This window comes from Streptomyces sp. CA-146814 (assembly GCF_050942385.1).
Classification (GTDB): Bacteria; Actinomycetota; Actinomycetes; order Streptomycetales; family Streptomycetaceae; genus Streptomyces.
Genome location: NZ_CP192068.1, coordinates 6,013,799 through 6,032,620, shown reverse-complemented (window position 1 = coordinate 6,032,620; position 18,822 = coordinate 6,013,799). Strand labels below are relative to the sequence as shown.

Sequence of the window (18,822 nt, the reverse complement as noted above, 5' to 3'; positions counted from 1 at the left end):
GTCCGGGGACGGCGATCCGTGACGCAGGACGGATCAGATATGAAGAGATGTTCCGAGGCTGATGAGCACTGCTCAGCCCGACCGGCCCGATGGGGCCACCGGTCAGGTCAGCGCAGGCTCGCCCTGGGGTACGTCGATGTCGATGCTGTCGAGCAACGACTCCTGGTGCTGAGCGGCGGCGTTGAGCGCGTCGTTCTCGTCCTGGATCCGGTTGAGCTCGGATTCCAGGTCCTGGACGCGCTGCTGAAGCCGTCGCATCTCGGCGAGGAGTCGCGGGTCGGAACCGCCGACGTAACCGAGAAGCGCCTTTGCCATGATGGATGGTCCTCCACAATGAGTGACCGACCGATGCGGTGTGGGTCGTCAGGGGATCGCACCCGCGGTGCTCGGCAGGGCTCTGTCACCACTGCGGTTCTGCTGCATACCAGCTCTACCGAACAGCTAAGGTGCGCGGGGTTTTCAGCGTCTCACCAAAAAGTTTGACGGTCAACACGATCACACCCTGGGGAGCCAGGCGTCCCGGGGGCGCGCGGCCGGACGATCATGCGGCGCGACTCTCCTGCGGGACCCCGACGGGGGTGAGGATCTTCGTCAATGCCGCAGCCTTGCACGACATTCCGCATCTGGCAACCATCGGTCGCCGCGCGGTCCTTTCGCAGGTCATTTCGGGTGCGAGGGTCCCACGGGCCGGCCCGTGACCGTTCGCTCCGGTGCGTTCACCGAGCGGATCGGGGACGCCCGCGCGAGCCCCTGTCAGCGGATGGCGAATCCGTCGTAACCGCCGCGCGGGGTGTCCCAGATCTCAGTGACTCCGTCCACGCGTCCGGGTGTGTCGGCGGAGCGCAGCCAATCCAGCAGACGGTGGCAATTGTCACGTGATCCTTCGGCGACCACCTGTACCCGGCCATCGTCGAGATTGAGTGCAAAGCCCACGAGTCCGCCGATCTCCAAAGCATTTGCCCTGGTGAACCAGCGGAAGCCTACTTGCTGTACTCGGCCGCGTACCCAGATGACCAGCCGTGCCTCTTCGTTCATGCCCGAACGCTAACCGGCCAATTGCTCCAAGAGCACGGCGGCCCCTTTGAGCCATGGCGTACAGTCCCGTCGCAATAGCCTCACTCGTTCGGGTGAGTACGGGGACCAAGATCGACCGGTGAACCGACCGGTGATCGGGTGACGTCGATGCGACGTCCGGAGCATCAGGAAGGCACAGCGCATGGGACGCCACCGACGATCCGCCGCAGGCCCCGCCGCTGAAGAGCCCGCGGCCGGAGCGGCTTCGCGGCACCGGGGCACGCGCCGGAAGAAGAAGTCCGCGGTGCCCGTGCGCACCGGACTCCTCGGCGCCTCGGCCGCGATGGCGGTCGGCGCGGTCGCCGTCGCCTCGGGCCTGCTCCCCGGCGGCGACACCTACACCTCGGGCGGCTCCACCGCCGCCGACCAGGTGCGCACCGGCGGCGCACCCGACCTGCTGACGCAGCAGGGCGGCTCCAGCGCCCCGGCCGACCGTTCCTCCTCCCCCGCCAGCCGGGGCAGCGAGCGTCCCGAGGCCCCGTCGAAGGCGCCCTCGAAGTCGCCGTCCACGACCCCGGCCAAGACGCCGTCGAAGTCGCCCTCCGCCAGCGCCTCGAAGACCCCGTCGAAGTCGGCCGCGCCCTCCTCCGTAACGCCTTCCAAGAAGCCGGCCGCCACGCCGTCCAAGGAGTCGAAGGCGCCCACCACGGCCCCGGAGAAGAGCACCGCCCCGGCGAGCAAGGCCCCGGACCCGCCGAAGAAGACCGTGGCCCCGCCGCCGCCCAGCAAGAAGCCCGCCCCCTCGCCCTCCGACACCTCCGCCCGCGCCGAGGTGCTGGCCCTGGTGAACCAGGAGCGCGCGAAGGTCGGCTGCTCCCCGCTGACCACCAGCACCGCACTCACCTCGCTCGCGCAGAACTTCAGCGAGGACATGGCGGCCCGCGGCTTCTTCGACCACACCGACCCGGACGGCGACACCCCCTGGGACCGGGCCGCGCAGGCCGGTGTGCAGGGGCTCGCCGCGGAGAACATCGCCCGCGGCCAGGCCGACGCCCAGGCCGTGATGGACGGCTGGATGAACAGCGAAGGCCACCGGGCGAACATTCTCAACTGCGACTACAAGACGATCGGCATCGGCATCCACGAGGGCTCCGGCGGCCCGTGGTGGGTCCAGAACTTCGGCTTCTGACCCGCAGGCGCGGGTACCCGACCACCGCTTACGCCCGCACAGCGCTCCCTCAAGGTGAGCGCTGTGCGGGCGTAAGCTGTTGATATGGCCAGCGATACGGACGATCTCGCCTTCGACGTCTTCTCCCGGCAGTGCCCCTCACGCTCCACGCTGGAGCACGCCACCGGCCGCTGGGGCAGTCTGACGCTGGGCGCGCTGTACGAGGAGAGCCTCCGGTTCAACGAGCTGCGCCGCCGGGTCGACGGGGTCAGCGAGAAGATGCTCTCCCAGACGCTGCACGCCCTGGAGCGCGACGGCCTCGTCCTGCGGGAGGCGCAGCCGGTCAATCCGCCAAGGGTGGATTACGAGCTGACCCCGCTCGGCCGCGAGGTCGCGGGCAGGCTCCTCGGGCTGATCCACCTCGTCGAGGGGCGGATGGACGACGTGCTCGCCGCCCGGACGCGTTACGACGAGGCGCGCGGCGGGCGCTGACAGCGCGGGCAGAAGTAGCTGGACCGGTTCATCCAGGCGCGGCGGCGCATCGGCGTCCCGCAGCGGCGGCACGGCTCGCCCTCCCTGCTGTACGCGTCGAGCGACCGGTCGAAGTAGCCGGACTCGCCGTTCACGTTGACGTACAGGCTGTCGAAGCTGGTGCCGCCCTGGGCGAGGGCCGCGTTCATGACGTCCCGGGCGTGGCCGAGCAGCTCGGCGGACTTGGGGCGGGTGAGGGTGGCGGTCGGCCGGTCGTAGTGGAGCTTGGACCGCCAGAGCGCCTCGTCCGCGTAGATGTTGCCGACGCCGCTGATCAGCGACTGGTCCAGGAGCGCGCGCTTGACCGTCGTACGGCGCAGGCGCAGGGCCGTGTGGAACGCGGCGTCGTCGAAGAGCGGGTCGAGCGGGTCCCGGGCGATGTGCGCGATGGTGTCGGGCAGGCCGTCGGCGGTGAGGTCGTGGAGCGAGAGCCCGCCGAACGTGCGCTGGTCGACGAAGCGCAGCTCGGTGCCGAGCGCGTCGTCGAACCGCAGCCGGATCCGCAGGTGCTTCTCGTCGGGCGCGTCCGTGGGCTGCACCAGCAGCTGGCCGCTCATGCCGAGGTGGCCCAGCAGTGAGGAGGCGGCCTCGTCGATCGGCACCCAGAGGTACTTGCCGCGCCGCATCGCCGTACCGAACCGGACCCCGCGCAGCCGGGCTGCGAAGTCCACGCCGCCCGCGAGGTGCCGGCGGACCGAGCGCGGGTGCAGGACCTCGACCTCGGTGACGGTCCGGCCGCTGACCCAGCGCTCCAGGCCCCGGCGTACGACTTCGACCTCGGGCAGCTCGGGCACGTGGACCACTCCAGACACGACGACGGTAGTACGGGGGCGCCTCTTACCGGAAGCCGCTCCCCGGGACAGGACGAACCCCCCGGTGCACGGGCACCGAGGGGTTCGGGGTTCTGCTTCAGGCCGGAGCGGCGTCCGTGTTCGGCGACGGGTCGGCAGGGGTGTCGGCGGCCCCTCCGTCGGCCGCGGCGGACTTCTCCGCGGCCTGCCGTGCCTCAGCGGCGGCGCTGATCTCACGCCAGGCGGACTCGGCCGCCTGCTGCTCCGCTTCCTTCTTGCTACGGCCGGTGCCGGTGCCGTACGAGACACCACCGACGCGAGCAGCAGCAGTGAAGGTCTTCTCGTGGTCCGGGCCGGTCTCCGTGACGAGGTACTCGGGCACGCCGAGGCTCTCGCTCGCGGTGAGCTCCTGGAGGCTGGTCTTCCAGTCCAGGCCGGCGCCGAGGTTCGAGGACCTGTCGATCAGCGGGTCGAAGAGCCGGTGGACCAGCTCCGAGGCCGCGCTGAGGCCCTGGTCGAGATAGACCGCGCCGATCACTGCTTCCAGTGTGTCGGCGAGGATGGAAGCCTTGTCCCGGCCACCCGTGCCCTCTTCACCGCGGCCGAGCCGGATGGAGGAGCCGAGTTCGAGGCCGCGGCCCACTTCCGCAAGCGCCCGCGAGTTGACCACCGCGGCCCGCAACTTGGCCAGCTGGCCTTCGGGCAGGTCGGGGTGGGTGCGGTACAGCGTGTCCGTGACCACCAGGCCGAGCACCGAATCCCCGAGGAATTCGAGCCGCTCGTTGGTGGGCAGACCGCCGTTCTCGTACGCGTACGAACGGTGGGTCAGCGCACGCACCAGAAGGGCGGACTCGAGGTGATACCCGAGCCGCCCTTCCAGAAGCGTGTGGGACGAGGCTGTGTTGACGTTGTCTGCCTGCTTCTTGGCGCTGGACAACTCAGACATCGGGCCTCTCACCAGCCGCTCAGACCTCGAGGACCTGGCGCTTGTTGTAGGTGCCGCAGCTCGGGCACGCAATGTGCTGGAGCTTCGGCTCCTGGCAACGCTCGCACGAAACCAGGGTGGGGACCGCAGCCTTCCACTGCGACCGGCGGTGGCGCGTGTTGCTGCGCGACATCTTCCGCTTCGGAACAGCCACGGCTACTTCTCCTGCTTCTCGTCGACGCCAGGTTCGGCGCCGCCCATGTTGTCCTTCTCGCCGTCCTGAACGGTCTCGGCGAGTCCTTGCAGTGCCGCCCAACGGATGTCGACGGCGTCGTGGTGGTGGCCCGGGTTCTCGTCCAGCCTGATTCCGCATTCGGAACACAGACCGGCGCAGGTCTCCTTGCACACCGGCTGCATGGGCAGTGCGAGCACTACCGCGTCACGCAGCACTGACTCGAGGTCGAACAAGCCGTCCTCGAGGAAGAACCTGTCCTCGTCGTCCTCGGCGTCGTCGGCCGGGTCCGCAGCGCGGCCCCGGTCATCGGCGTCAGGGTACGAGAACATCTCCTGGAAATCCGCGTCGACCTCGACGGTCAGCGGCTCCAGACACCTTACGCACTCCCCCTCGGCGCTCGCACGGGCGGTCCCTGTGACGAGGACCCCTTCCATGACCGACTCCAGCCGGAGGTCCAGCTCCAGCGGCGCGCCTTCCGGCACACCGATGACGCCGTCGATCCCGAGGACCGGTGAACCGGGTGCGTCCACCGTGCGGGAGAGCCGCTTCATGGCACCAGGACGCCGACCCAGCTCGCGCGTATCGAACACGAGAGGGTTGCGGTGGTCGAGGTTGCCGTTCAGGGCTTCTCCTGCTTTCGGATCATGGGTGTCGTGCTTGCTGCTGAGGGGAGGGGCCACCGTCTACGGTCCGGAGTCAAATCGTCCCGATTCGCAGACGAAACGGGCAGCCGAGATCGCGGACCTATGTGCGACCGAGGATTCAGGATACTGGACGGACCGCTCAGCACCCAATCGGCCCAGGACCTCCCCCGAGCCCCTGGCCCGAGCCCCTGCGGTCAGCGGCCCTCTTCGTAGCGGCGCAGCTGCTCCAGGTCGATCATGCTGGTGTCGAAGAGGCTGGTCTCGTCCAGCGCGCCCTGGTTCTGCTGGGCGGGCACCTGGGGCTGCTGCGGTTGCTGCTGCCAGCCGTAGTCGGGCTGGGCCTGCTGCGGCTGCTGCTGTGCGTACTGGTTCGGGTCGTAGGCGGGCTGCTGGTAGGCCGCGTACGGATCCGGCACCTGCTGGTAGCCGTACGGGTCCTGCGCCTGCTGCTCCTGGTAGCCGTACGACGCCTGCGCGTACTCGGCCTGTCCGTACTCCGGCTGCGCGTAGGCCGGCTCGGTCTGAGCGTGCTGCGGCTGCTCCTGGTAGAGCGGCTGCGCGGGCGTCTGCGGCGGCTCCGGCGTGGCCAGCTCGGCGAGGCCGGCCAAGTAGTCGGCGTCGCTGGTGTGGCCCTGGGCGCCCGCCGCGTCCTGGGCGGCCATGTGGGCCCCGAGGTCGTCGGAGGCGACCCGGCCGTGCAGCTTCTGGCGGCCTCGGCCGACCGCCTCCAGGGTCTTGGCGAGGACGGCCTCGAAGGCGCCGAACTTGGCGTCCACGTACGCGTCGGCCCGCTGCTTCAGCGTCTCGGGGTCGGCGCTGCGCTCGGGGGCCTCGGTGAAGTCGGGGTCCTCGTAGCCCTGCTCGTCCAGGCCCTGGCCCCGGCCGAGGAGCTTCTCGCGGCCGCGGTCGACGGAGCCGATGGTCTTGGTGAGGACGACCTCGAAGTTGGCGAGCTTGCTGTCGACGTAGTCGTCGGCCTCGGCGCGGACCTCCTCGGCCTCGCGGCGGGCCTCGGAGAGGATCCGGTCGGCCTCGCTCTGCGACTGGCGGGCGATCTCGGTCTCGGCGATCAGCGAGGAGCGCTGGGCGTGCGCGGACTGGATGATCCGCTCGGCCTCCTGGCGGGCCTGCTCGGCGAACTGCTCCTGGCCGCCGATCAGCTCCTGGGCGTGGGCGAGCGAGCCGGGCAGGGCCTCGCGCACCTCTTCGAGCATGGCGAGCAGCTCGGCGCGGTTGACCACGCACGAGGCCGACATGGGCATGGCGCGGGCGTTCCCGACCGCTTCGACGATCTCGTCGAGCTTCTTCTGCACGTCCACCGTGTGCTCGCCACTCTCTGCTGCTCTGTTGAAGCTGCTGCTCCGTTGGAGACGGACGGGACGACTGTAAGGCCAGTCGGCCACCGCCCGACACCTGGTGACGGACCGTCAGATTCTCAGCGCTCGCCCAGCCGCTTCGTGAGCGCCTCGTGGACGGTGGGCGGCAGCAGGTGGGAGACATCGCCGCCCCAGGTCGCGACCTCCTTGACCAGCGAGGACGACAGGAAGCTGTACGTCGGGTTGGTCGGCACAAAGAGCGTCTCGACGCCCGAGAGGCCGTTGTTCATCTGGGCCATCTGGAGCTCGTAGTCGAAGTCGCTGACGGCCCGCAGGCCCTTCACGATCGCCGGGATCTCCCGCTGCTTGCAGAAGTCGACCAGCAGGCCGTGGAAGGACTCCACCTCCACGTTGCCGAAGTCGGCGGTGACCTCGCGGATCAGATCGATCCGCTCGTCGACGGTGAACAGCCCCTTCTTGGACTGGTTGATCATCACCGCGACGTGCACCACGTCGTACAGCCTGGAAGCTCGTCCGATGATGTCGAGATGTCCGTTGGTGATGGGGTCGAAAGACCCCGGACAGACGGCGCGGCGCACTGTGATTCCCTCGCTCTCCGGTCCGGTCATCGTGCGTCTTCGCACGTAGCGGCGGCGCGACCGTACCAAAGCGTTCCCTCGCCGTAGCGACGGGCCCGCAGTGGCTCGAATCCGGCGGACCAGCCGAATTCTCCGCCCCGGGTGCTGCGTTCCACCGTGACGAGCGCATCGCCCGTGAGCCACCCCTGAGCACGGAGTGTGAGCAGGATCTCGCGAAGATCGTCGTCGGTGACGGCGTACGGCGGGTCCAGGAAGACGATGTCGTACGGGTCGGAGGGCGCCGGTCCTGTCACGATCTGCTCGGCTTTGCCGGTACGGACCTCGGCACCGGGCAGGCCGAGGGTGCGGACGTTGTCCCGGACCGTGCGCACCGCCTTCTGGTCCGCCTCGACGAGCAGCGCGTGGACGGCGCCGCGCGAGAGCGCTTCGAGGCCCACGGCGCCGGATCCGGCGTACAGATCGGCGACGCGGACGCCTTCGAGCGTGCCGAGCAGCGCCTCCCAGGTGGAGAAGAGGCCCTCCCGCGCACGGTCGGAGGTGGGGCGGGTGCCGGTGCCGGGCGGTACGGCCAGGCGGCGTCCGCCGGCCGATCCGGCGATCACGCGGGTCATGGGTGTCGGGTCCTCGGGGTCGGGGTCGGGGGCGTGTGCGGGGCTCGCGCGTGGGCGCGTGCCGTACGTACGCCGACGGGTACGGGCTGTCCGTACGCCGACGGGTGCAAGCTGTCCGTACGCGGCGGGTACGGGCTGTCCGTCCACGATATGGCGTGCGGCCCGCACCGGCAGGGCGGCCCCGTGCGCTCAGCCCTTGTCCAGGTACTCCTCCCGGTCCTTGTCCAGCAGCGCGGCCAGCACCGTCCGCAGCTCCGGCAGGTGCTCCAGCTCCGGATCGGCGGCGACGATCGCGACGGCCTCCTCGCGGGCGGCGGCGATGACCTCCTCGTCGTCGATGACGGTGAGCATCCGCAGCGAGGAGCGCACCCCGGACTGGGCCTGGCCGAGCACATCGCCCTCGCGGCGCTGCTCCAGGTCGATCCGGGAGAGCTCGAAGCCGTCGAGCGTGGCGGCGACGGCGGAGAGGCGGGCGCGGGCGGGGCTCGCCTCGTGGGCCTCGCTGACCAGCAGGCAGAGCCCGGGGGCCGAGCCGCGGCCGACGCGGCCGCGGAGCTGGTGGAGCTGGGAGACGCCGAACCGGTCGGCGTCCATGATCACCATGGCGGTGGCGTTGGGGACGTTGACGCCGACCTCGATGACGGTGGTGGCGACCAGGACGTCGACGTCACCGGCGGCGAACCGGCGCATGACGTCGTCCTTCTCGTCCGGGTGCATCCGCCCGTGCAGCACCTCGACGCTCAGCCCGGCCAGCGCGCCCTTGCGGAGCTCGTCGGCGATCTCCAGGACGGCGAGCGGCGGCCGCTTCTCGGGGTCCTCCTCGGCGGCCTTCTTCTTGGCCTTGCCCTTCTTCCCCTCCTCCTCCGCGTCGTCGCCGATGCGGGGGCAGACCACGTACGCCTGGTGGCCGTTCTCGACCTCTTCGCGGACGCGTTCCCAGGCGCGGGCGAGGAAGTGGGGCTTGTCCTTGGCGGGGACGACATGGCTGGCGATCGGCGAGCGGCCGGCCGGGAGCTGGTCCAGGACGGACGTCTCCAGGTCCCCGAAGACCGTCATCGCGACCGTACGCGGGATGGGGGTGGCGGTCATGACGAGGAGGTGGGGCGGCTGCTTGCCCTTGGAGCGGAGGGCGTCACGCTGTTCGACGCCGAAGCGGTGCTGCTCGTCGACCACCACGAGCCCGAGGTCGTGGAACTGGACCTTGTCCTCGATCAGCGCGTGGGTGCCGATGACGATCCCGGCCTCGCCGGTGACCAGGTCGAGCAGCGCCTGCCGGCGGGCGGCCATGCCCATGGAGCCGGTGAGCAGGACGACCTTGGTGCCCCGGTCCGAGCCGCCGAGCATGCCGCCCTCGGCCAGCTCGCCCATCATCTCGGTGATCGAGCGGTGGTGCTGCTGGGCCAGGACCTCGGTGGGCGCGAGCATCGCGGCCTGGCCGCCCGCGTCGACCACGGTGAGCATGGCGCGCAGGGCCACCATCGTCTTTCCGCTGCCCACCTCGCCCTGGAGGAGGCGGTGCATCGGATGCTCGGTGGCCAAGTCGTCGAAGATCTCCTTGCTGACCTTCACCTGGCCCTCGGTGAGCGTGAACGGCAGCTTGGCGTCGAACGCGTCCAGCAGGCCGTCGGGGACCGGGCGGCGGGCGACGGCGGGCAGCTGGGTGTCGGCGTACCGGCGGCGGGCCAGGGCGACCTGGAGGACGAACGCCTCGTCCCACTTGAGCCGGGCCTTGGCGTCCTCGATGTCCGCCTTCGTCTGCGGCCGGTGGACCTTCAGCAGGGCCTCGGGCAGCGGCGTGAAGCCGCGCCCCTCGCGCAGGGCGGCGGGCAGCGGGTCCACCGCGTCCTGCGCGCTCGGCAGCACGGCGTCCACGGCCTTGGCGATCCGCCAGGAGTCGAGCTGTTTGCAGGCCGGGTAGATCGGCAACAGCCGTCCGGCGAAGGCGTCCACGGCCTCGGTCGCCTCGTCGGCGTCGGAAGCGTCGAGCAGTTGGTACGTGGGGTGGGCCAGCTGCATCTTCCGGTTGAAGACGGAGACCTTGCCCGCGAACATCGCCTGGCGGCCCGGGAGCAGCTCCTTGTGCGGCTTGTGGACGCCGTGGCCGAAGAAGACCAGCTGGAGGCGGCCGCTGCCGTCGGTGAGGGTGACCTCCAGCCGCTTGCCCCGGCCGTTGTTGAACATCAGGATCCGGGCGTCGGCGACCTGGGCGACGACCGTGACGTGCTCGTCCAGCGGGAGGTCGGCCAGCGCGGTCAGCTTGCCGCGCTCCTCGTACCGCCGCGGGTAGTGGTGCAGCAGATCACCGACCGTGTGCAGGTCGAGGTGTTCGGCCATCACCTTCGCGGTGGCTCCGCCGAGCAGCTTCTTGAGAGGTTCATCGAACGAGGACACGCGATCCATTGCACACCACTGCACTGACAAGCGTGGGCCGGGCACGGCGGTAGGCCCGCTACTCGACGCCGATCAGCAGCGGTGCGCGCTGGTGACCGCCCCGGTAGACCACGGTGTCGACGGCGAGATGGCCCTCGCGTACGTACTCCTCCAGCGCGTCCGCCACCGCGTCCGGGACGTCCTCGCCGAGGACCAGGGTGACCAGTTCGCCGCCGGCCGCCAGCATCCGGTCCAGCACCGTGCGGGCGGTGGCCGGGACGTCGGCGCCGATCACGGCCACGTCGCCGTCGATCAGGCCGAGGATGTCCCCGGCCTGGCAGATGCCCGCCATGGTCCACGACCGGTGTTCGGCGACGGCCAGTTCGGCGTAGCGGGTGGCGCCGGCGGCGGCGGTCATGGCGACCACGTCCTCGTCGAAGCCCCGGTCCGGCTCGTGCACGGCGAGGGCGGCGATGCCCTGGACGGCGGCGCGGGTCGGGACGAGGGCGACCCGGACCCCCTCGGTCCTGGCCTGTTCGGCGGCGGCGGCCGCGGTGTGGCGCAGGGCCGCGTCGTTGGGCAGCAGCACCACCTCGCGGGCGTGGGCGCGGCGGATGGCGTCGACGAGTTCGCCGCTGGCGGGGGGTTCGCCGGGGCGGGCGATGACGGTGGTGGCGCCGGCCTCGGTGCAGAGCCCGGCGAGGCCGTCGCCGGGGACCACGACGACCACCGCGCGCTGGGCCGGTTCGGCCTGGACGCGGACGTCGTGGCCGCTCTCGGTGGCGAAGTGGGTGATCCGGATCCGGTACGGCCGCCCGGCTTCGACGCCCGCCTCCACGGCCGCCCCGGCGTCGTCGACATGGACGTGCACGTGCCAGAGCCCGTCGCCGCCGACCACGACCAGGGAGTCGCCGAGCGCGTCGAGCCGGGTCCGCAACCGGTCCACCTGCTCGTCGCGGGCCTCCAGGAGGTAGATCACCTCGAAGGCGGGCCCGCCGTCCGCGTCCTCGGGACAGTCGAGCGGCCCCTCCCCCACAGACAGGCCGTCCACCGGAACCCCGCCCACCGGCAGCCCCACCACCGACCCGCCGTCCACGGGCGCGGCCGCCTTCCCGGACCCGGTACGAGGCCCTCGTACCGGAGCCTGCCCGGTCACCGCCTCCACCAGCGCCCCCAGGACCGCCACCAGCCCGCGTCCCCCGGCATCCACGACCCCGGCCCGGCCGAGCACGGCGAGCTGCTCCGGGGTCCTCGCCAGGGCGGCGCGCGCCCCCTCGTACGCGGCGCTCACCACCGCGGGCACCTCCCGCTCCTCGCCCTGTGCGGCTTCGGCGGCGGCCGTGGCGACGGTCAGCACCGTGCCCTCCACCGGGTGGGCGACGGCCTGCCGGGCGGCGGCGGCGGCCCGGGTCAGGGCGAGGCGCAGATGGGCCGCGTCACCGCCGTCGGCCAGCACACCGGCCATACCGCGCAGCAGCTGGGCCAGGATCGTGCCGGAGTTGCCGCGCGCGCCGATCAGGGCACCGTGCGCCATGGCACGTACGGCGTCGGCGGTGGCGGGCGCGGTGGTGCCGGTCTCATGGGCGGCGAAGACGGCTTCGACGGCCGCGGCGGCGGACTCGACGGTCAGATAGAGGTTGGTGCCGGTGTCCCCGTCGGCGATGGGATAGACGTTGATCGCGTCGATCTCCGCGCGCTCCCGGCCCAGGGCCTCCAGGGCCAGTGAGCACCAGGTGCGCACCGCGACGGCGTCCAGATCGTCGGGGAGCTGCGGCACCGATGGTCCTCCTTGAAGCGGCCGTGGCAACGGGCTGCACCGCAGGTTAGCCCGCCTGCCGGGGCCCGGGCAGGGACAGGGGGCGGGAGGGCGGTGGGCCAACCCGTGGTAGTTTCGTATCTCCGAAGCAGGCGTTGTATGCTGCTTCGGTTGCCCGATGAGAGTCGGGCCATTCCTCCGGTACCGCCACTTCATTCAATGATTCCGGCGCGCCGGAATTCACTGTAAGTGCATCTGAAGTCTTTGGAGTGACCCGTGGCTGCCAACTGCGACGTTTGCGGCAAGGGGCCGAGCTTCGGCAACAGCATTTCGCACTCGCACCGCCGTACGTCCCGTCGCTGGAACCCCAACATCCAGCGCGTGCGTGCCGTGGTCGGTCGGACGCCGAAGCGGCTCAACGTCTGCACCTCGTGCATCAAGGCCGGCAAGGTCGCGCGCTGACGTCTCCGTCGTAGCGCAGCCTTCCGGTTGCCCAAAAAGCCGGTCCACCTCGGTGGACCGGCTTTTTGCTGTGCTCATCCGGCGGTGATCATTCAGCGGGGCGGGTCCGCCAGCCGTGGTCGACCGGGCCGATGCCGCCGCCGAGCGCGAATCCGGCGCGGATCGCGCCGGTGACGTACGCCTTCGCGCCCTCCACCGCCGTGGGCACGTCCTGGCCGAGCGCGAGTCCGGAGGCGATGGCGGAGGCGAGGGTGCAGCCGGTGCCGTGGGTGTGCCGGTTGTCGTAGCGGGGGGCGCGCAGCCAGTGTTCCGCGCTCCCGTCGGTGAGCAGGTCGACCGCGTCGCCGGGCAGGTGGCCGCCCTTGATCAGCGCCCACCGCGGTCCGAACGCGAGGATCTCCTCGGCGGCCCGGCGCATGTCGTCCTCGTCGGCGACCTGTACGCCGGTGAGCTGCGCCACTTCGTCCAGGTTCGGGGTGGCCACCGTGGCGACGGGCAGGAGCTTCGTCCGTACGGAGTCGAGCGCCTCGGCGGCCAGCAGCGCGTCGCCGTGCTTGGAGACGCCGACCGGGTCCACGACGACCGGGGCGTCGGTCCCGGCGAGGAGTTCGGCGACGGTCTCCACGAGCGCGGCCGAGGCGAGCATCCCGGTCTTCACCGCCTGGACGCCGATGTCGTCGACGACGCTGCGGTACTGGGCGCGTACGGCGTCCACCGGCAGCTCCCACGCGCCTTGGACGCCGAGGGAGTTCTGCGCGGTGACGGCGGTGAGCACGCTCATGCCGTGGACGCCGAGGGCGAGCATGGTCTTCAGGTCGGCCTGGATCCCCGCACCGCCGCCGGAGTCGGATCCGGCGACGGTGAGGACGCGGGGCGGTACAGCGGTACGTATGGGCATACGCAGCAATCTAGTACGCGCACGCGTGAGCTATAGGTTCACGGATGAGGCCTGCGCTCTAGTACGTGTCCTCGATCGCGCCGAAGTGGTCCCAGCCGCCCTTGCTGGTCCAGGGCGCCCCGTCCACGGTGACCTGGGGCAGCGCGGAGGGGTTGAGGACCTCGCCGATCACCTTCCAGCGGGCGGGGAGCTTCGCGTCGGGCGGGAAGGTCGCCACGATCGCGTGGTCCTCTCCCCCGGTCAGCACCCACTGGAGCGGGTCGACGCCGACGGCCTGGCCGATGTCGGACATCTGCGAGGGGATGTCGATGAGGCCGGAGCGCAGGTCGATGCGTACCTTGCTGGCCTCGGCGATGTGCCCGAGGTCCGCGACGAGGCCGTCGCTGACGTCGGTCATCGCGGTGGCGCCGAGTCCGGCGGCGGCGGGGCCCGCGTGGTACGGCGGTTCCGGGCGGCGGTGGGCCTCGACGAAGGCGCGGGGCGAGCGGAAGCCCCGGGAGAGCACGGCGTATCCGGCGGCGGACCAGCCGAGCCAGCCGGTGACGGCGACGACATCGCCGGGGCGGGCGCCGGCGCGGGTGACCGGTTCGTGGTTGCGCAGGTCGCCGAGGGCGGTGATGGCGACGGTGATGGTGTCGCCGCCGACCACATCGCCGCCGACCACGGCCGCGCCCGCCACCTGGCACTCGTCCCGCAGCCCGTCCATCAGCTCGGCGGCCCAGGTGACCGGGAGGTCGGCGGGGACGACGAGGCCGAGGAGCAGCGCGGTGGGCACGGCGCCCATGGCCGCGATGTCGGCGAGGTTCTGCGCCGCCGCCTTGCGGCCGACGTCGTACGCCGTCGACCAGTCGCGGCGGAAGTGCCGCCCTTCCAGCAGGATGTCCGTACTGGCCACGACCCTGCGGTCGGGAGCGGCCACGACCGCGGCGTCGTCGCCGGGCCCCAGCCGTACCGCCGGAGTGGTGGTGAGCCGGGACGTGAGCTCTCTGATGAGCCCGAACTCCCCCAACTCGCCCACGGTTCCCTTCACCGAGTCTCACCTCTCATCTATCGCCCCGGACACCCGTCCGGGCCCCCGGTCGCGAGCCGTCACTGCTGTCGGTACCGTCGGTACCGTCAAGGGATACGTCAACTTCCGCACTCCGCACGCCACGCTGTGGACGTCACACGGCCCGTAGGTCTCCCCGTCACCCTCGGCGACGCGATAACGTGGCGTCCCTTTCCCCCACATGATCCTCGTGGCCGCCCTGGAGGTTCCGTGGTACAGGCGTACATCCTCATTCAGACCGAGGTGGGCAAGGCGTCGATCGTCGCCGAGACCATCTCCAAGATTCCGGGAGTCATCCAGGCAGAGGACGTCACCGGTCCGTACGACGTGATCGTGCGCGCCCAGTCCGACACGGTCGACGCGCTCGGCCGCATGGTGGTCGCCAAGGTGCAGCAGGTGGACGGCATCACGCGCACCCTGACCTGTCCGGTCGTCCACCTCTGACCCCCGTCCGGTACCGCGCGCGGGACGCGCGGCGGACTGTGACCGCGGTTCTCCCGCCCCCGCACCGTGCTCTCCGCGCGCTGACGGGGCGATCGTACTGCGCTGCGGCGCTCCCCCGTCCCCGAAGACGGATGCCCCATGCCCGAAGGCCGGGACGGCCACCGCCGTCCCGGCCTTCCGGGTCTCTCAGCGCAGTCCGGTGGAGCGGGTCAACGCGGCCTGGATCAGCCGGTCGACCAGCTCCGGGTAGCTCACGCCGCTCTCCTGCCACATGCGCGGGTACATGGAGATCGGGGTGAAGCCCGGCAGGGTGTTGATCTCGTTGATGACGAAGGTGCCGTCCTCGGTGAGGAAGAAGTCGGCGCGCACCAGCCCCTCGCAGGAGGTGGCGTCGAAGGCGGCGACGGCGAGCCGCTGGACCTCGGCGGTCTCCTCCTCGGTGAGCGGCGCGGGCACCAGACCGGCGGCGGAGTCGATGTACTTCGCCTCGAAGTCGTAGAACTCGTGCGCGGTGACCGGCGGGATCTCGGCGGGCACGCTGGCGCGCGGGCCGTCCTCGAACTCCAGCACGCCGCACTCGATCTCACGGCCGCGCAGCAGCGACTCCACGAGGAACTTGGGGTCGTGGCGCCGGGCCTCCTCGATCGCCGCGTCGAGGCCTTCGAGACCGTCGACCTTGGTGATGCCCATGGAGGAGCCGCCGCGGGCGGGCTTGATGAAGAGCGGCCAGCCGTGCTCACCGGCGAAGTCCACGATCCGCTTGCGTACGGCGGAGGGGTCGCGGTCCCACTCGCGGGGCCGGACGACCTCGTACGGTCCGACCGGCAGCCCGAAGGAGAGGAAGACGCGCTTCATGTACTCCTTGTCCTGGCCGACGGCTGAGGCGAGGACGCCCGCGCCGACGTAGGGCACACCGGAGAGTTCGAGCAGCCCCTGGAGGGTGCCGTCCTCGCCGTACGGGCCGTGCAGGACGGGGAAGACGACGTCGACCTCGCCGAGCGCCTTGGGCACCGAACCGGGCTCGGTGTAGACGACCTCGCGGCTGCCCGGGTCCACGGAGAGCACGACGCTGCCCTCGGTGGACTCGGTGAGCAGGTCCACGTCGGGGACCTTGCGGTCGGCGATGGCCATGCGTTCGGGATCGTCCGCGGTCAGCGCCCAGCGGCCGTCCGTCGTGATGCCGATCGGCAGGACGTCGTACTTCGTCCGGTCGATGGCCTTCATGACGGCGCCGGCCGTGACGACCGAGATGCCGTGTTCGGAGCTGCGGCCGCCGAACACGACAGCCACACGCGGCTTGCGGCGCTGCTGCTCAGGGCTCTCGGGGCGCTCAGGGCTCTGGGGGAGGTTCTCGCTGCTCATATCGCGATGAGCGTACCTGCTGGTAAGGGAGGAGTCAGCGCCGCTCGGCCTTGGCGCTCCGCGACATCAGCTCCTTGACCGCGACGACCGGCGACTTGCCCTCGTGGACGATGGAGACGACGGTCTCCGTGATGGGCATGTCGACGCCGTGGCGGCGGGCCAGGTCGAGGACCGATTCGCAGGACTTGACGCCCTCGGCGGTCTGCTTGGTGACGGCGATCGTCTCCTGGAGCGTCATACCGCGGCCGAGGTTGGTGCCGAAGGTGTGGTTGCGCGAGAGCGGCGAGGAGCAGGTGGCCACCAGGTCGCCCAAGCCCGCGAGTCCGGAGAACGTCAGCGGGTCGGCGCCCATGGCCACGCCCAGCCGGGTGGTCTCGGCGAGGCCCCGGGTGATGAGGGAGCCCTTGGTGTTGTCGCCGAGGCCCATGCCGTCCGCGATGCCGACGGCGAGGCCGATGACGTTCTTCACGGCGCCGCCGAGCTCGCAGCCGACGACGTCGGTGTTGGTGTACGGCCGGAAGTACGGGGTGTGGCAGGCGGTCTGGAGGCGCTGGGCGACGGACTCGTCGGCGCAGGCGACGACGGCGGCGGCGGGGCGGCGCTCGGCGATCTCCTTGGCGAGGTTGGGTCCGGAGACGACGGCGATGCGATCGGCGGAGACCTTGGTGACGTCGGCGATCACCTCGCTCATCAGCTCGGCAGTGCCCAGCTCGACGCCCTTCATCAGGGAGACCAGGACGGTGTCGGGCTCCAGGTGCGGGGCCCAGGCGGCGAGGTTGGCGCGCAGCGTCTGGGACGGCACGACGAGGAAGGCGAACTCGGCGCCGCGCAGGGCCTCGGCGGGGTCGGTGGTGGCGCGGATCGAGGCGGGGAGCTCGATGCCCGGCAGGTAGTCCGGGTTGGTGTGCGTGGTGTTGACGGTCTCGGCGACCTCGGCGCGGCGTCCCCAGAGGGTGACCTCGCAGCCCGCGTCGGCGAGGATCACGGCGAACGCCGTACCCCATGAGCCGGTTCCGAAGACGGCTGCTTTTACGGGGTGCGTCACGTGGATCCCTTTCCCTGCGCCCTGCGCCGTTGTTCAGCACGGGCTTTGCGGTGATCGTAGAGCTCGGCGGGGGCCTTCTCCCCGCGGACGTCCTCCAGCTGGCGGGTGATCGCGGCCATGATGACCTCGGTCGCCTGGCGCAGGACGTCGGGCGTCGGCTCGACGTCGTAGAAGCGGCTGAGGTCGACGGGCGGGCCCGCCTGGACCGTCAGCGTCTTGCGGGGGAACAGCTGGAGCTTGTTCTCCTTGGCGTACGGCGGCATCGCGAGGTTGGCGCCCCACTGGGCGACCGGGATGACCGGCGCCTTGGTCATCAGCGCGACCCGGGCGGCGCCGGTCTTGCCGGCCATCGGCCACATGTCGGGGTCGCGGGTGAGGGTGCCTTCGGGGTAGAAGGCGACGCACTCGCCGCGCTCGATGGCGTCGACGGCGGCCCGGAAGGCGTCCAGCGCGTTGGTCGTCTCGCGGTAGACGGGGATCTGGCCGGTGCCGCGCAGCATCATCCCGACGAAGGGGGTGCGGAAGAGGCCGGCCTTGGCCAGGAGCCGGGGCACGCGTCCGGTGTTGTACTGGAAGTGCGCGTAGGAGAGCGGGTCCAGATAGGAGTTGTGATTGACGGCGGTGATGAATCCGCCGTCGGCCGGAATGTGGTCCATCCCCCGCCAGTCGCGCTTGAACAGAACCACCAATGGCGGCTTGGCGATAACCGCCGCCAGGCGGTACCAGAAGCCGATTCTGCGGCGGGACACTCGGACACCTTCCTCTAAGGACCTCATCGGAACTCTCGACCTGCTGCCGGCTACTGACGGTCAAGTCTCGCCCCAGGCCCCTCCTCTGTCGAGAACACCGTACGCCTCACCCCCGGGCCCGGACCTCCGGGTTGTCGTACCGGCAGGCGAGAATAAGTCCTCATGGTCACGGAGGGGGAGATCGCCACGAACACCGATCCGGCGGGGTCCTGGTCCCTGGTCGTTCCGCTGAAGCCGCTCACGCGGGCCAAGAGCCGCCTGGGGCGGGCCGCGGGCGAGCTCGCCCGGCCGCGCCTGGCGCTGGCCTTCGCCCAGGACACGGTGGCGGCGGCGCTCTCCTGTGCCCGGGTGCGGGATGTGGTGGTCGTCACGGACGATCCGGCGGCCGGGGCGGCCCTTTCGGCGCTCGGCGCGCGGATCGTGGCGGACCTCCCGGCGGCCGGGCTCAACGCCGCGCTGGCGTACGGGGCGCGTTCGGTGCGGGCCCTCGCGCCCGCCGTCCCGGTGGCGGCTCTCAACGCGGATCTGCCGGCTCTGCGCGCCGGTGAATTGGCTCGGGTGCTCGATTTTGCCTCCGCTTTTCCCAGGGCATTTCTCCGTGATGCGGCGGGAATCGGAACGACATTTCTGTCCTGCGCCGGGGGCACGGAATTGCGCCCCGCTTTCGGCGGCCCCTCCGCCGCCCGGCATCTCGCTTCGGGCGCGGTGGAAATAACGCTGCCCGGCGTCGACTCGGTGCGCCGGGACGTGGATACGGGCGAGGACCTGGCGGTGGCGCTGAGCCTCGGAGTGGGCCCGTACACGGAGAGTCTGACGGCCGCGCTGGCCCTGGCTCAGGACCGATAGGCTGCCGC

At 71.0% G+C, this 18,822-nt stretch carries 21 protein-coding genes; 5 read left to right on the top strand and 16 right to left on the bottom strand.

What is annotated here, in order from left to right; all coding sequences use genetic code 11:
* Positions 1–102: 102 nt before the first annotated feature.
* Entirely contained in the window at positions 103–315 is a 213-nt protein-coding gene (locus ACQP09_RS27135; protein ID WP_003965973.1) for a hypothetical protein, read from the bottom strand.
* A 438-nt stretch (positions 316–753) separates the two neighbouring features.
* A complete protein-coding gene (locus ACQP09_RS27130) occupies positions 754–1,035 on the bottom strand; it encodes an acylphosphatase (RefSeq protein ID WP_404058972.1) in 282 nt (93 codons plus the stop codon).
* A gap of 181 nt (positions 1,036–1,216) precedes the next feature.
* Here ACQP09_RS27130 and ACQP09_RS27125 point away from each other — a divergent pair, with 181 nt between their 5' ends.
* Together ACQP09_RS27125 and ACQP09_RS27120 are read left to right on the top strand one after the other, a co-directional pair.
* The gene (locus ACQP09_RS27125) at positions 1,217–2,203 is read left to right on the top strand and encodes a CAP domain-containing protein (RefSeq protein WP_433404129.1); all 987 of its coding nucleotides are present in this window, start codon (positions 1,217–1,219) and stop codon (positions 2,201–2,203) included.
* Positions 2,204–2,287: 84 nt separating this feature from the next.
* Complete coding sequence (locus ACQP09_RS27120; RefSeq protein WP_018509646.1) at positions 2,288–2,674, top strand: winged helix-turn-helix transcriptional regulator; 387 nt, start codon at positions 2,288–2,290, stop codon at positions 2,672–2,674.
* Here ACQP09_RS27120 and mutM read toward each other — a convergent pair.
* The 9 genes from mutM to ACQP09_RS27075 form a co-directional block, all read right to left on the bottom strand.
* Positions 2,647–3,507: a bifunctional DNA-formamidopyrimidine glycosylase/DNA-(apurinic or apyrimidinic site) lyase gene (mutM, locus tag ACQP09_RS27115; RefSeq protein WP_433406777.1), complete on the bottom strand. Its 861-nt coding sequence runs from the start codon at positions 3,505–3,507 to the stop codon at positions 2,647–2,649. The two genes, ACQP09_RS27120 and mutM, sit on opposite strands and share 28 nt — an antisense overlap.
* Positions 3,508–3,622: 115 nt before the next feature.
* Positions 3,623–4,450 (bottom strand): ribonuclease III, encoded by an 828-nt coding sequence (rnc, locus tag ACQP09_RS27110; RefSeq protein ID WP_433404127.1) that lies wholly within the window; start codon positions 4,448–4,450, stop codon positions 3,623–3,625.
* A gap of 19 nt (positions 4,451–4,469) precedes the next feature.
* Positions 4,470–4,643: a 50S ribosomal protein L32 gene (rpmF, locus tag ACQP09_RS27105; RefSeq protein ID WP_003965982.1), complete on the bottom strand. Its 174-nt coding sequence runs from the start codon at positions 4,641–4,643 to the stop codon at positions 4,470–4,472.
* Between the two features lie 2 nt (positions 4,644–4,645).
* Positions 4,646–5,254 (bottom strand): YceD family protein, encoded by a 609-nt coding sequence (locus ACQP09_RS27100; RefSeq protein ID WP_433406776.1) that lies wholly within the window; start codon positions 5,252–5,254, stop codon positions 4,646–4,648.
* Positions 5,255–5,502: 248 nt separating this feature from the next.
* Positions 5,503–6,627, bottom strand: a complete 1,125-nt coding sequence (locus ACQP09_RS27095; protein WP_433404125.1) for a cell division initiation protein — start codon at positions 6,625–6,627, stop codon at positions 5,503–5,505.
* A gap of 116 nt (positions 6,628–6,743) precedes the next feature.
* Complete coding sequence (gene coaD / locus ACQP09_RS27090) at positions 6,744–7,223, bottom strand: pantetheine-phosphate adenylyltransferase (RefSeq protein ID WP_433406775.1); 480 nt, start codon at positions 7,221–7,223, stop codon at positions 6,744–6,746.
* 26 nt (positions 7,224–7,249) lie between these two features.
* Entirely contained in the window at positions 7,250–7,834 is a 585-nt protein-coding gene (gene rsmD, locus ACQP09_RS27085) for a 16S rRNA (guanine(966)-N(2))-methyltransferase RsmD (RefSeq protein ID WP_433404122.1), read from the bottom strand.
* A 189-nt stretch (positions 7,835–8,023) separates the two neighbouring features.
* Positions 8,024–10,234: an ATP-dependent DNA helicase RecG gene (recG, locus tag ACQP09_RS27080; RefSeq protein WP_433404120.1), complete on the bottom strand. Its 2,211-nt coding sequence runs from the start codon at positions 10,232–10,234 to the stop codon at positions 8,024–8,026.
* Between the two features lie 49 nt (positions 10,235–10,283).
* Entirely contained in the window at positions 10,284–11,981 is a 1,698-nt protein-coding gene (locus ACQP09_RS27075; protein WP_433404117.1) for a DAK2 domain-containing protein, read from the bottom strand.
* A gap of 255 nt (positions 11,982–12,236) precedes the next feature.
* On the opposite strand from ACQP09_RS27075, the gene rpmB reads away from it, so the two are divergent.
* Complete coding sequence (gene rpmB / locus ACQP09_RS27070; RefSeq protein WP_003965989.1) at positions 12,237–12,422, top strand: 50S ribosomal protein L28; 186 nt, start codon at positions 12,237–12,239, stop codon at positions 12,420–12,422.
* 88 nt (positions 12,423–12,510) lie between these two features.
* Here rpmB and thiD read toward each other — a convergent pair whose 3' ends face one another.
* Both thiD and ACQP09_RS27060 read right to left on the bottom strand, forming a co-directional pair.
* Complete coding sequence (gene thiD, locus ACQP09_RS27065) at positions 12,511–13,320, bottom strand: bifunctional hydroxymethylpyrimidine kinase/phosphomethylpyrimidine kinase (protein ID WP_433404113.1); 810 nt, start codon at positions 13,318–13,320, stop codon at positions 12,511–12,513.
* Between the two features lie 58 nt (positions 13,321–13,378).
* A complete protein-coding gene (locus ACQP09_RS27060) occupies positions 13,379–14,350 on the bottom strand; it encodes a thiamine-phosphate kinase (RefSeq protein WP_093694863.1) in 972 nt (323 codons plus the stop codon).
* Positions 14,351–14,578: 228 nt separating this feature from the next.
* Here ACQP09_RS27060 and ACQP09_RS27055 point away from each other — a divergent pair, with 228 nt between their 5' ends.
* A complete protein-coding gene (locus tag ACQP09_RS27055; protein ID WP_018488685.1) occupies positions 14,579–14,812 on the top strand; it encodes an Lrp/AsnC ligand binding domain-containing protein in 234 nt (77 codons plus the stop codon).
* 186 nt (positions 14,813–14,998) lie between these two features.
* On the opposite strand, the gene ACQP09_RS27050 is transcribed toward ACQP09_RS27055, so the two are convergent.
* From ACQP09_RS27050 to ACQP09_RS27040, 3 genes are read right to left on the bottom strand one after another with little or no spacing between them, the layout of a single operon-like run.
* Entirely contained in the window at positions 14,999–16,174 is a 1,176-nt protein-coding gene (locus tag ACQP09_RS27050) for a D-alanine--D-alanine ligase family protein (RefSeq protein ID WP_433404109.1), read from the bottom strand.
* A gap of 34 nt (positions 16,175–16,208) precedes the next feature.
* Positions 16,209–17,219: an NAD(P)H-dependent glycerol-3-phosphate dehydrogenase gene (locus ACQP09_RS27045; protein ID WP_433404106.1), complete on the bottom strand. Its 1,011-nt coding sequence runs from the start codon at positions 17,217–17,219 to the stop codon at positions 16,209–16,211.
* Positions 17,216–17,968: a lysophospholipid acyltransferase family protein gene (locus ACQP09_RS27040; protein WP_433404103.1), complete on the bottom strand. Its 753-nt coding sequence runs from the start codon at positions 17,966–17,968 to the stop codon at positions 17,216–17,218. The genes ACQP09_RS27045 and ACQP09_RS27040 overlap by 4 nt, the downstream gene beginning before the upstream one ends.
* A 162-nt stretch (positions 17,969–18,130) precedes the next feature.
* Here ACQP09_RS27040 and cofC point away from each other — a divergent pair, with 162 nt between their 5' ends.
* Positions 18,131–18,814 carry a 2-phospho-L-lactate guanylyltransferase gene (cofC, locus tag ACQP09_RS27035; RefSeq protein ID WP_433404100.1) on the top strand — a complete coding sequence of 228 codons (684 nt, stop codon included), beginning with the start codon at positions 18,131–18,133 and terminating at the stop codon, positions 18,812–18,814.
* Positions 18,815–18,822: the final 8 nt, after the last annotated feature.